The organism is Microbispora sp. CSR-4 (assembly GCF_008033685.1).
In the GTDB taxonomy this organism is placed as follows: domain Bacteria; phylum Actinomycetota; class Actinomycetes; order Streptosporangiales; family Streptosporangiaceae; genus Microbispora.
Window position 1 is genome coordinate 36679 of the sequence record NZ_VJVX01000013.1, and the last position, 12007, is coordinate 48685.

11 protein-coding genes are annotated in these 12007 nt (G+C 73.1%); 1 reads left to right on the top strand and 10 read right to left on the bottom strand.

Annotation, left to right across the window (positions count from 1 at the left end; all coding sequences use genetic code 11):
* The gene (locus tag FLV34_RS12780) at window positions 1–999 is read left to right on the top strand and encodes an aldo/keto reductase (protein WP_142647583.1); all 999 of its coding nucleotides are present in this window, start codon (window positions 1–3) and stop codon (window positions 997–999) included.
* A gap of 295 nt (window positions 1000–1294) precedes the next feature.
* On the opposite strand, the gene FLV34_RS12785 is transcribed toward FLV34_RS12780, so the two are convergent.
* From FLV34_RS12785 to FLV34_RS12830, 10 genes are all read right to left on the bottom strand, one after another.
* Window positions 1295–1537 (bottom strand): ferredoxin, encoded by a 243-nt coding sequence (locus tag FLV34_RS12785; protein ID WP_147943178.1) that lies wholly within the window; start codon window positions 1535–1537, stop codon window positions 1295–1297.
* 29 nt (window positions 1538–1566) lie between these two features.
* Window positions 1567–2805, bottom strand: a complete 1239-nt coding sequence (locus FLV34_RS12790; protein ID WP_260617249.1) for a cytochrome P450 — start codon at window positions 2803–2805, stop codon at window positions 1567–1569.
* A 125-nt stretch (window positions 2806–2930) separates the two neighbouring features.
* The gene (locus tag FLV34_RS12795; RefSeq protein WP_369074151.1) at window positions 2931–4040 is read right to left on the bottom strand and encodes an acyltransferase family protein; all 1110 of its coding nucleotides are present in this window, start codon (window positions 4038–4040) and stop codon (window positions 2931–2933) included.
* Between the two features lie 110 nt (window positions 4041–4150).
* Entirely contained in the window at window positions 4151–4366 is a 216-nt protein-coding gene (locus FLV34_RS12800; RefSeq protein WP_260617250.1) for a ferredoxin, read from the bottom strand.
* Window positions 4363–5550 carry a cytochrome P450 gene (locus FLV34_RS12805; protein ID WP_142647589.1) on the bottom strand — a complete coding sequence of 396 codons (1188 nt, stop codon included), beginning with the start codon at window positions 5548–5550 and terminating at the stop codon, window positions 4363–4365. Before FLV34_RS12805 ends, FLV34_RS12800 begins: the two co-directional genes overlap by 4 nt.
* Before the next feature lie 114 nt (window positions 5551–5664).
* Window positions 5665–7320: an ABC transporter ATP-binding protein gene (locus tag FLV34_RS12810; protein WP_147943180.1), complete on the bottom strand. Its 1656-nt coding sequence runs from the start codon at window positions 7318–7320 to the stop codon at window positions 5665–5667.
* Entirely contained in the window at window positions 7317–8117 is an 801-nt protein-coding gene (locus tag FLV34_RS12815) for an ABC transporter permease (RefSeq protein WP_142647593.1), read from the bottom strand. The genes FLV34_RS12810 and FLV34_RS12815 overlap by 4 nt, the downstream gene beginning before the upstream one ends.
* Window positions 8118–8120: 3 nt before the next feature.
* On the bottom strand, window positions 8121–9125 hold the full coding sequence (locus tag FLV34_RS12820; protein WP_142647595.1) for an ABC transporter permease: 1005 nt from the start codon (window positions 9123–9125) through the stop codon (window positions 8121–8123).
* Complete coding sequence (locus FLV34_RS12825) at window positions 9110–10738, bottom strand: ABC transporter substrate-binding protein (protein WP_147943181.1); 1629 nt, start codon at window positions 10736–10738, stop codon at window positions 9110–9112. Before FLV34_RS12825 ends, FLV34_RS12820 begins: the two co-directional genes overlap by 16 nt.
* A gap of 227 nt (window positions 10739–10965) precedes the next feature.
* A complete protein-coding gene (locus tag FLV34_RS12830; protein ID WP_205830216.1) occupies window positions 10966–11952 on the bottom strand; it encodes an LLM class flavin-dependent oxidoreductase in 987 nt (328 codons plus the stop codon).
* Between the last annotated feature and the right edge of the window lie 55 nt (window positions 11953–12007).

Below are 12007 nucleotides of genomic sequence, written 5' to 3' on the forward strand. Positions count from 1 at the left end.
ATGACTCTGACCCGGCTGCCCGCCCGCAGGATCGGCTCCCTCACGGTCGGCGCCCAGGGACTCGGCTGTCTCGGCATGTCCGAGTTCTACGGCCCGGTCTCGGAATCCGAGGCGATCGCGACCATCCGGCGCGCCCTCGACATCGGCGCCACCCTGCTCGACACCGCCGACGTGTACGGCCACGGCGCCAACGAGGAGCTGGTCGGCCGCGCCGTCGCCGGCCGCCGGGAGTCGGCGGTGGTGGCGACCAAGTTCGGCGTCGTGCGCCCCGGCCCCGGCGTCGGTTCGGGTGTGCGGGGCGACGCGGCGTACGTGCGGCGGGCGTGCGACGACTCCCTGCGGCGGCTCGGCCTCGATCACGTCGACCTGTTCTACCTGACCCGGGTCGACACCGAGGTAGGCGTCGAGGAGACGGTCGGTGCGATGGCGGAGCTCGTGGCCGCCGGGAAGGTGCGCGAGATCGGGCTGTGCGAGGCGGCCCCGGAGACGATCAGGCGCGCCCACGCCGTGGCCCCGATCGCCGCGCTGCAGACGGAGTGGTCGCTGTGGTCGAGGGACATCGAGCGGCGCGTCCTCCCGGTGTGCCGGGAGCTCGGGATCGCCGTGGTGCCGTACGCGCCGCTCGGCCGGGGCTTCCTCGCCGGCGCGGTCCGCTCCCGCGACCAGCTGGACGACGGCGACTTCCGGAGCTTCGGCCTGCCCCGGTTCTCGGCGGAGAACCTCGCCCGCAACCTGCCCCTCGCGGACCGGCTCGGCAAGCTCGCCGAGGAGTTGCGGATCACCCCGGCCCAGCTCGCGCTCGCCTGGCTGCACCACCAGGGCACGGACGTCGTCCCGATCCCCGGCGCGAAACGGCGAGCCCATCTGGAGGAGAACGTCGACGCGGTGTTCCTCAGCCTGACCCGGGCCGAGCTGGCCGCGGTCGAGGCCGCCGTGCCGGCGGACGAGGTGCACGGCACCCGCTGGAACGAGCAGAGCATGCGCTTCGTCGATCTCTGACGCGTTCCGCCGCCACCGCGCCACGCCGGAAGCGGAAGCGCGCACGCCGCGGGCATCACCGCGCGCTCGCCGCGCACCGCAGGCCCACCACGCCCGGCGAGCCGGAAAGGCCGTAAGCCGGAACGGCCGTAAGCCGGAAAGGCCGTAACCGAAAGGGCCGTAACCGAAAGGGCCGTAACCGAAAGGGCCGTAACCGAAAGGGCCGTAACCGAAAGGGCCGTAACCGAAAGGGCCGTAAGCCGCAGGGCGGCGCCGCGGGAGACCGTCCCGCGGCGCCGCCCCTCGTCCGTGCCGGTCAGCCGGCGGAGTCCGGCGCGCCCCCCTCCTGCGGCGCCGTCACCGCGGCGGTGCGGAGGATGGCGATGGCGCGGGACGGGCACAGGTCCTCCGCCACCTCCACCTCCCGGCGCCGCTGCTCCCCCGGCTCCGCGTCCAGCACCACCACCAGCCCGTCCTCGCCGTGGTCGAAGACGTCCGGCGCGCTGATCGCGCAGTGCCCGGCGGCCATGCAGCGGCTCCGGTCGGCGGTCACCTTCATCGCTTCTCCTCTCTCGCCCCTGCCGGGGCTCACCACTCGATCGGCAGGGTGTGGACGCCCTGCATCGTGCCGCCGCTGCGCGTGGGCAGCGCCTCCAGCGGGACCCCGAGCCGCAGGTCCGGGATCCCCTCGAACAGGACGGAGAAGGCGACCTCCAGCTCCATGCGGGCGAGGTTCTGTCCCAGGCACTGGTGGATGCCGAACCCGAACGTCAGGTGCTGGCGCCCCGACGCCGCGTTTCCGCCGCGGGTGCGGTGGACGTCGAACTCGTACGGCCGGGGGAAGACCTCGGGGTCGCGATTGGTCATCGACGACGACACCAGGACACCATCCCCGGCCCTGATCACCTCTCCGTCGATCTCGATGTCCTCGGTCGCCACCCGGACGCCGGAGACGTCGGTGATGGAGACCATGCGCAGCAGTTCGTCGACGGCGGCGGTCAGGACGCCCGGGTCCGCGCGGAGCGCGGCGAGCTGGCCGGGGTGCTCCAGCAGCGTGACGACGCCCAGCGCGATCATCTGGGAGGTCGTGTCGTGCCCCCCGATGAGCAACGCGAGCGCGATGCGCAGCAGGTCCTCGCGGGTGAGGTCGCCGTCCTCGTCGACCTCGCTCGCGAGGCGGCTCAGCACGCCGGGGCCGCCGGGCTCGCGCTCCTTGCGTGTGATGAGTCCGTCGAGGTAGTCCCACAGCTCCCGGCCCGCCCTCTCGGCGTCCTCGGCCGACTTGGCCTGAAGCAGCCCCACCGTCTTCGCCTCGAAGAACTCGTGGTCGTCGTACGGCACGCCGAGCAGTTCGGAGATCACCATCGAGGGGATGGGCAGCGCGTACGCCTCGACGAGGTCCACCGGCGGCCCCGCCCGGAGCATGTCCGCCACCAGCCGCCGGGCGAGCTCCTCCACGTGCGGGCGCATGGCGCGCACCTGCTTGAGGCTGAAGTCCGGGGCGAGCAGCCGGCGGTGCACGTCGTGGACGGGCGGATCGAAACCGATGATCGCGATGGGCTTGAAGATGGGCGCGTCCAGCCGGGGCAGGACGGCGGGGAAGTCGTCGCGGGACCGGTCGGCCGACATGCGCGGGTCGGCGAGCAGGCGGCGGGCCTGGCTGTGGCCGGTGACCATCCAGATCCACCTGCCGTCCCAGAGCCTGACCCGGTGGAGCGGCCCCTGCCGCCCCAGGTCCTGGTAGCCCGGAGACGGTTGCCAGGGGCAGGTCCGATCCTGCGGATAGGCGAACAGGTCGTCGTTCGCGGTGGTCGTGGGAGCGTTCACGTGGGTACCTCGGTTCCTTCCGTCTCGAAGCCGATCTGTCTCGAAGCCGATCTGTCTCGAAGCCGATCTGTCTGGAAGCCGGTCTGGTTCGAAGCCGGTCTGGTTCGAAGGGGTGTGCGCAGGGATCAGGCGGTGGGTTCGGGTGAGCGGGCCCCCGGCAGCGGCGCGGCTCCGTGCCCGCCGGCGGGCCGCGAGCCCGCCCAGGCCCGCATCGCCGGTTCCTCGACGAACCGTGTCAGCCCCCAGGCCAGCACCGTGGTGACCCCGAACAGGGCCGTGACGAGGAACAGGGCGGACGGCGCGTCCCACGTCCGGCCGGCCCCGAGAGCGACGTGGGAGTACGTCAGGACCAGGTAGTGGACCAGATAGGAGGCGTACGAGATGCCGCCGAGCCACACCAGGGGGCGGGAGCGGAACGGGCTGAAGCGGCCCCGGTGGTCGGCGACGGCGACCGCGGCGATCAGCAGGGCGATCGGCAGGGCGACGGGCGCGGTGAGCCCGTAGACGGTCGGCCACAGGAACATCTGCAGGCCGAAGGCGGCGGCGACGATCGCCAGCGCGGGCGCCCAGCCCAGCCGGATCCAGCGGCCGGTGACCACGATCCTGGCCATCAGGATCCCGAGGACGAAGTCCAGCGCCCGGGTCGGCGGGAACGACACGAGGAACCAGTTCTGGGTGAGCGACATCTCCTGGCCGGCCAGCCTCGGCGTCCCGGGCAGGACGGCGAGGGCGACCGCGGGCAGCACGGCGATCACCACGACGACCGCCACGGCCGCCGGCCACAGCCGCGCGGCCGGGATCCGCCGGACCAGCCGGTACAGGAACGGGAACGCCAGATAGAACAGCACGTCGCAGGCGAGCGACCAGGTGACCACGTTGATCGAGAGGATGAAGTCGGCCCGGGGCAGCCAGGTGTGCACGAGCAGCAGGCTCGGCAGGGCCGTGAGCAGGTCGACGGACTGGCCCGCCCAGACGGCGAGCCCGAGGGCGGCGAACCAGGTGACGACGTGGCTGGGGTAGACCTTGACGAGCCGCCGCCGCCACAGGCGGGTGCGCGGCTCGCCCTCCCGGACCGACCAGGTCAGCACGAACCCGCTCAGCACGAAGAAGAACTCCACGCCGAGCCAGCCGGACGTGAAGGCGTAGGTCTGGAGCGAGGCCGCGACCTCCTGGTGGAAGTACCCCAGCACGCAGGCGTGGCAGACGAACACGAGGAACGCCGCGACGAATCTCATTCCGGTCAACGAGGGGAGGGGAGAGGATTCCTGTGCCGCTTGTGTCATTTCCGTCCGCCTGTTCCGTTGTGCGTGAGCCATGGGCCCCGGCGGGGCCCGGCGGATGGGGATCAGCCCTCCAAGGGGCCGTCGCCGATCCGGATCGCCCGCGACGGGCAGAGGTAGGCCGCCTTGCGAACCCGGTCCTCCAGCTCCGGCGCGACCTGCGGGGTGAGGACCACGACCAGGCCGTCCTCGTCCTGGTCGAAGACCTCGGAGGTGGCGGCCATGCAGCGGCCGCCGCTGATGCAGCGCTCCTGGTCGGCCGACACCCACACGGCCGTCACCACGCGACCGGGAGCCGGAGCACCCGCTGCACGGTGCCCGCGCCGAGGATGGGCAGCTCGCCGACCGGTGCCGCCAGCCGGATGCCGGGGATCCGGGTGAACAGCTCCTTGAACGCGACCTCCAGCTCCATCCGGGCGAGGTTCTGGCCGAGGCACTGGTGGATGCCGAAGCCGAACGTGAGGTGGTGGCTGTCCTCGCGCAGGACGTCGAGCTCGTCGGCGCGCCGGTGCACGGCCGCGTCGCGGTTGGCCAGCGTCCCGGAGACGAGCACCCCCTCCCCCTCCCGGATGAGGTGGCCGGCGATCTCGATGTCGCCCTTGGCGACCCGCGTGGCGACGAGGTCGGTGGTGGCGATGTAACGCAGCAGCTCCTCGACCGCGCCCGGGAGCCGGTCGGGGTCCTCGCGCAGCAGCGCGAGCTGCTCGGGGTGCTCGAGCAGCGTGATGACGCCCAGCGCCAGCGAGGACGAGGTGGTCTCGTGCGCGGCGATCAGCAGCACCAGCGCGATCGACACCAGCTCGTCGTGGCCGATGTCGCCGGTGACGACGCGCTCGCGGACCAGCGTGCCGAGCAGCCCGCCGGACGGGTCCTTGATCTGCTCGGCCACCAGCCGGTCGATGTAGTCGAACAGGTCCTGCGCCGCAGTCGCCGACTCCTCCTCGGTGCCGAGCATCACCTTGCCGCTGGCGTCCTGGAAGAAGTCGTGGTCCTCGTACGGCACGCCGAGATGGCGGCAGATGACCAGGGACGGCAGCGGCACCGCGAGCAGCGGCACCAGGTCGGCGGGCGGCCCGTGCTCGACGATCCGGTCGACGAATCCCGCGACGATCCGCTCGATCTCCGGCCGCATCCGGCGGACCGACTTGAGGCTGAAGTGGGGGTTGAGATATCGGCGGTACACGTCGTGGACGGGCGGGTCCATCGCGATGAGCGCCAGCGTGCGGGCGATCTGCGAGCGGAACCGGGGCGCCACGATGGGGAACCCGGGATGGGTGCGCTGCGAGGACAGGTTCGGGTGGGTGAGGATCTCCCGGGACTCCCGGTAGCCCGTCACCATCCACGCCTCGCGCCCGTCGAAGAGGGTCACCTTGAGCACCGGTCCCCGCTCGGCGATCTCGCGATAACCGGCGGGCGGCTCGTAGGGGCAGGTGCGCTTCTGCGGGTACGGCGGAGCTTCCGTCATTTCCCTTTCCCTTCGGCGAGAGGGCTGGACGTCGTTTCGTTTCCGAGCGACGCGGTGATGTCGAGCGGCCGGGCGGTCGCGGGACAACGCGTGTTCGGCGGGCTCCGGATCGGCTTATGCGCTGGTCACATCCGCCCCCCTTGGAACTCCACCGGAACGCGACGAGAAACGGGGAACCGCGTCGATGAGCGTTTTCGTGTACGGATGCTCGGGGTGGTCGAACACCTTTTCCATGTCGCCGCTCTCCACCACCCTGCCGTCTTTCATGACCACCACCCGGTGGCTGAGCCGCCGGATGACGCCGAGGTCGTGGGAGATGAACACGTACGCGACGCCGAGCCGCTCCTGGACGTCGGTGAGCACGTCGAGGACCTGGGCCTGGATGGACGCGTCGAGCGCGGAGACCGGCTCGTCGCAGACGATGACCTGCGGTCCGGGGGCGAGCGCGCGGGCGATGGCGAGGCGCTGCCGCTGTCCCCCGGACAGCTCCCGGGCGCGCCGGTCGAGCACGTCTGGGGCGAGGCCGACGTGCTCCAGCAGCAGCGCCACCCGCCGGTCGCGCTCCTCGCGCGGCGTGCGGTCCGCCCGCAGCGGCTCCTCCAGAATCTGCCGGGCCGTGTAGCGGGGGTCGAAGGACGACAGCGGATGCTGATAGATCATCTGCACCCGGCGCCGGGCCGCGCGCCGTTCCGTGCCGCGCAGGCCGTCCCAGGGCCGCCCGTCGAGCAGCACGCGCCCGGCGTCCGGTCGCAGCAGGCCCATGAGCAGCCGGCCGAGGGTGGTCTTGCCCGAGCCGGACTCGCCGACGACGCCGAGGGTCTCCCCTGCTCCTACGGTGACCGACACGTCCTCCACGGCGGTGAACTCGCCCCGCCCCGGCAGGGTGTAGCGCTTGACCAGGCCCTCGGCCCTGAGCACCTCGCGGGTCGTCCCCGTGCCCCCGGGCTCGGCGGGGCTCGCCCGGCGCGCCCTGCGCGCGTGCCCGGCGACCGCGCCCACGAGCGTCTTCGTGTACGGGTGCGACGGCGACTCCAGCACCACCGCCGCCGGGCCGTCCTCGACGAACCGTCCGTCCTTCATCACGTACACGTGGTCGGCGATTTCGGCGACCACGCCGAGGTCGTGGCTGATGAGCAGCACCGCGGTGCCGTCGATCACGCGCTCGCGCAGCAGCGCGAGCACCTGACGCTGCACGGTCGCGTCCAGGGCCGTCGTCGGCTCGTCGGCGATGAGCAGGTCGGGCCGCGCGGCGAGCGCCGAGGCGATGAGCGCGCGCTGGCGCAGGCCTCCGGACAACTGGTGGGGGTACTGCCGCGCGCGGCTTTCGGGAGCGGGGATTCCCGCCTCCCCGAGCAGCCGCACGACCTCGGCGTCCACCTGCCGTCCCGGCACGACCCGGTGGGCGCGCAGCGGTTCGGCGACCTCGGCGCCCACGCGGCGCAGCGGATCGAGCGAGCCCAGCGCGTCCTGCAGGACGAATCCCACCCGGCGCCCGCGCAACGCGCGCCAGGCCCGTCCCCGCACCTCGCGGAGGTCGACGCCGTCGAACGTCAACTCGGCCGCGCCGACCCGCGCGCCGTCCCCCGCGAGGCCGACGAGGCTGCGGGCCGTGACGCTCTTGCCCGAGCCCGACTCCCCGACGATCGCGACGACCTGCCCGCGGTCGATGGCGAACGACACGCCCCGCACCGCCTCCACCACCTCGTGGCGGGTGGGGAAGCGCACCGTGAGGTCACGTACGGCGACGAGGGGGCCGGCGGCCGGCGTCACGAGAGCCTCCCCTCGACGCGGCGGTTGAGGTGCTGCCCGACGAACGTGACGGCCAGCACCGCCACCGTGATGGCCACCCCGGGGAACACGGCGGGCCACCAGGCGAGCGCGAGGAACTCGCGGCTGTCGGAGAGCATGGCCCCCCACTCGGCCGTCGGCGGCCGCGGGCCGAGGCCGACGAAGCTCAGCGAGGAGCTCGCGACGATCATCGCGCCGAGGCTCACGGTGGCGAGCGCCAGGACCGGGCCCGCGGCGTTGGGCAGCACGTGCCGGGCCACCACCTGGGCCCGCGACCAGCCGAACCCGTGGGCGGCCTCGACGTACTGGGCCGACCGCAGGCGGATCACCTCGCTGCGCACCACCCGGGCGAAGCCCGGCATGGAGACCACGGCGAGCCCGACGGCGGCGGTGCCGCTCCCGGGCCCCAGCACGGCCACGGTGAGGAACACCAGCAGCAGGCCGGGGACCGACAGGACCACGTCGAGCGACCGGCTGAGCACCTGGTCGGCGACGCGGCCGAGCTGGGCGGCGGCGACCCCGATCACGATGCCCGCGGCGAGCGCCAGCAGGACCGCGCCGGTCCCGATGAGCAGGGACGGCCGGGCGCCGTACACGATCCGGGCGTACAGGTCGCGGCCGTTCTGGTCGGTGCCGAGCCAGTGCTCGGCGCTCGGCGGGCGCAGCGGGGCGTCCAGGTCGGCCGCGTCCGGGTCGATCCCGGTGAACAGCGACGGCACCGCCGCCATGACGGCCAGCACCACCAGCACGGCCGCCCACGGCCACAGGCTCCTGGGCATCGGCTACCTCCCCGTGTCCCGCGTCCGGGGGTCGATCACCCAGGTGAGGATGTCGACCGCGATGGTCACCAGCACGAACGCGACCGCCGTCACCAGGACGACCGCGATGACCATGGGCATGTCCTTGTTCGCCACGGCCGACAGCGCCAGCCGCCCGATGCCCTGCCGGGAGAAGACGATCTCGATGATCACCGCGCCGCCGATCAGCGAACCGGCGATCCATCCGAGCAGCGTGGTGACGGGGAGCAGGGCGTGGCGCAGCACGTGGCGCAGGCGCAGAGCCGCCTCGCCGATGCCCCTGGCGCGGGCGGTCACCACGAACGGCTCGTCCATCGCGCGCAGCAGCCCCTCCCGCAGCACGCCGGCCACCACGGCCGCCGGGCCGGCGGCCAGGGCGGCCGTCGGCAGGACGAGCCCGGCCGGCGAGGAGGACCCGATGGCCGGGAACCAGTGCAGCGTGAAGGAGAAGACGGTCAGCAGCAGCAGCCCGAGCCAGAACGGGGGCAGGGCCACGACCAGCGACTCGGCCGAGGCGAACAGCGAGCGCACCCACGCCCGGCGGTTGGCGCTCACCACCCCGAGCACGACCGAGGCGACGACCGTGGCCAGCAGGGTGGTCGCCACCAGCAGCAGCGTGCCGGGGAGCTGCGCGGCGATCTCGTCCCACACCGGCCTGCGCAGCACGTACGACTCGCCGAACTCGCCGCGGGCGATCCGGCCGAGATAGGTGAGGTACTGCACCGGGAGGGGGTCGTCGAGCCCGTACTCCGCGATGATCCCGGCCCGCACCTCGGGGCTCACCGAGGAGCGCGCGAGCAGGACGTCGGCGGTGCTGCCCGGCATGACCTGCAGCAGCACGAACGTCACCGTCACCGCGCCCCAGAGCACGCCGGCGGAGGCGGCCAGGCGCACCAGCACCAGGCGCACGAGCGTCTCGCGTCCCCGGCCGGAGCGGCGGCCCGGAACGGCCGCCGCTCCGGCCGGGGACGTCTTCAGGACGCCAGCCATATGCCGGACAGATCGGGGGTGCCGTCGACGTTGAACCGCACATCGCGGACGCCCTCGCGCGCCGCCAGCGTGGACAGCGGCGAGTAGATCGGCAGGACCGCCGCGTCCTCGGTGATCCGCCGCTGCACCTCGGCGTAGACGCCGAACTGCTCCGCCTGGTCCCTGGCGCCGAGCGCCCGCTTCAACGCGGCCTCCACCTCGGGGTTGTCATACCGGGCCATGTTGTTGCTGATCCCGCGCTTGGGCGTGGGGATGTTGTCGGCGCCGAACAGCACCCGCAGCACGTCGGGCCCGGGCGAGGAGAAGCTGGTGTCGATGAGCTCGTAGTCGCCCTCCAGCAGGCGGTTGACGAAGGTGCCGCCGTCGAGGTTCTCCTCGACGAGTTCGACGCCGATCTGCTTGGCCGCGGCCTGGATCTGCACCGCGAGGTTGCCGACCGACGGGTCCGACCACATGTGGCGCAGGGTCAGCCTCGTGCCGTCCTTCGTCCGGTAGCCCTGCGCGTCCCGCTGCGTCCATCCGGCCTGGTCGAGCAGCCGGTTCGCCTCACCCGGGTCGTAGCTGTAGGCGGCGGCGACCGAGGAGTCGTAGCCCGGGGTGCTGGCCGACAGCGGCCCGGCGGCGCCGTCGTACACGCCGAGGTAGACGTTCTTCACGATCCGCCGCCAGTCGATCCCGGCCCGCAGGGCCTTGCGCACGTTGACGTCGCTCAGCGGGCCCTTGGCGGTGTTGGGCCAGTAGCTGTAGTTGGCTCCGGGGAACGGGGTCGTGTGGAGGGCGAAGCCCGGCGTGTTCTTCAGCGTGCCGATGCCGGCCGGCGCGAGGCCGGTGACCGCGTCGACCTGGCCGCTGGTGAGCGCCCCCAGGCGGGCCGAGTTGTCCGGCACGACCGTGACCTCGATGCGGTCGAGCAGCGCGGGTCCGCCGCGGTCCGCCCCCTCTGGCGCCCACGCGTACGCCGGGTTCCTGACGTAGTCGATGCCCTTCTGCGGCGTGAACCCGCCGTCGCTCCTGAACGGCCCGGTGCCGACGACGACGGCGCACAGCTTCGAGGCCGGTCCCTTCAGCGTGGCCGGGGACTCCATTCCGAGGTTGGGCTGGGCCAGTGCGGACAGGAAGCCGGAGTCGGGCCGCTTCAGCCTCACCTCGACCGTCAGCGGATCGACGGCCTTCGCCGACTCGTACGCAGCGATCAGGCTGCCGGCGAGCAGCGACTTGGTCTTCGGGTCGACCACGTGGCCGAGGTTGGCCACCACCGCCGCCGCGTCGAACGTGCTGCCGTCGGCGAAGGTGACGCCCTCGCGCAGCCGGAAGGTGTAGGTGAGCCGGTCTTCGGAGACCGTCCACTCACGGGCGAGCCAGGGGTGGAGGCCGCCGTGCGGGTCCTGGTAGACCAGCGAGTCCACGAGCGGCCGGGTCAGCAGCCGGGCCGACTCGGTCGGGCTCTGGTGGGGGTCCAGGCACTCCGGTTCCTTCTCCACCGCCAGCCGCAGGGTTCCGCCGCTGCGGGGGGACGCGGCGCCCGCCCCGCCGCCCGCGGCGCCTCCGGCGGCGGGTCCCGGCCCGTCCGCGCCGGAGGAGCAGCCTGCGGCGGCGAGAGCCAGCACCAGCATGGCGGCCCCCGCCGTCAGGGCGGGGGCGGTGGTTCCGCGTCTCCCGATGGTGCCGGGCCTCCTGGTGGTTCCGCGCCTACTGGCGGTTCCGGGCCTCCTGGCAGCACCCATACTCGTCTCATTCCTCGCCACGTCGCTCACGGCCGGAAGGGATCTCCGGCCCGTACACACAGTGGTGGCCGGTTCTAAAGCGGCACTGAACCGGCGGCGGCGCGGCCGTCAGGCGGCTACAGAGACGAGACGATCTTGGCGATCAGCTCGTAGGAGCGGATCCGGGCCTGGTGGTCGGGCACCTGCGTGAGCACGAACAGCTCGTCGGCGCGGGTGCGGTGCAGGAGGTCTTCGATGCGGGGGGCGATGCGCTCGGGGCTGCCGACGAACTGGGGGTCGATCTTCTCGCGCAGGAACCGCTCCTCCGCCGGGGTGAAGACGTGCGCGGCCGTCTCCTCCTCCGTGGGCAGGACGGTGGCCGGATCGGTCGTGCGCATGAGGATCTGGCCGTACACGAAGGAGGCGGCGAGCCGGCGCGCGCGTTCGTCACTGTCGTTCGCGACGGCGATGACGGCCACGCATGCGTGCGGCTCGGCCAGGGCCGCCGACGGCCGGAACGCCCGCCGGTACGCCTCCAGCGCCTCCGGCGCCCCGCCGCCCACGATCGCGTGCGCGTACACATACGGCAGGCCGAGCCGGCCGGCGTTCGCGGCGCTCGACGCGCTCGACCCGACCAGCCAGATCTCGGGCGGGGTGCCCGGCTCGGGGATCGCGCGCACGCCGCCGCTGCCGCCGGCGAAGTACTCGTGCAGCTCGCGCAGCGCGTCGCCGAAGTCGAGCCGGCGCGGGTCGCCGAGGCGGGCCGCGGCCTCCCCCGACCCGCCGGCCGCGCGGCCGATCCCGAGGTCCACCCGCCCCGGGTGGAGCCCGGCCAGCACGCCGAACTGCTCGGCCACCACGTACGGCGAGTGGTTGGGCAGCAGCACCGCGCCCGAGCCGACCCGGATCGTGGAGGTCGCCGCGAGGATGGAGCCCGCGAGCACGGCCGGGCTGGAGGTCGCGAGCGCGGGCGTGTTGTGGTGCTCGGCCACCCAGTAGCGCCGGTATCCCAGAGCCTCGACGGCCTGGGCCAGATCGACGGAACGGCGCAGCGCGTCGCCCGCGGCGTCGCCGCGCCAGACGGGGGCGGTGTCGTGCACGGAGACGGCGATTCCCTCGGCCAACGTCCTCTCCCTCCCAAGGGGGTCACACAGGGGGTCAACGGGCATATCCGGAGGT

Bases quoted from the DNA above. Each gene is read 5' to 3' on its own strand.
- FLV34_RS12820 (WP_142647595.1), bottom strand. From the start codon at position 9,125: ATGGCTGGCGTCCTGAAGACGTCCCCGGCCGGAGCGGCGGCCGTTCCG.
- FLV34_RS12780 (WP_142647583.1), top strand. From the start codon at position 1: ATGACTCTGACCCGGCTGCCCGCCCGCAGGATCGGCTCCCTCACGGTC.
- FLV34_RS12805 (WP_142647589.1), bottom strand. From the start codon at position 5,550: ATGACGGAAGCTCCGCCGTACCCGCAGAAGCGCACCTGCCCCTACGAG.
- FLV34_RS12795 (WP_369074151.1), bottom strand. From the start codon at position 4,040: ATGAGATTCGTCGCGGCGTTCCTCGTGTTCGTCTGCCACGCCTGCGTG.
- FLV34_RS12815 (WP_142647593.1), bottom strand. From the start codon at position 8,117: ATGCCCAGGAGCCTGTGGCCGTGGGCGGCCGTGCTGGTGGTGCTGGCC.
- FLV34_RS12825 (WP_147943181.1), bottom strand. From the start codon at position 10,738: ATGCTGGTGCTGGCTCTCGCCGCCGCAGGCTGCTCCTCCGGCGCGGAC.
- FLV34_RS12785 (WP_147943178.1), bottom strand. From the start codon at position 1,537: ATGAAGGTGACCGCCGACCGGAGCCGCTGCATGGCCGCCGGGCACTGC.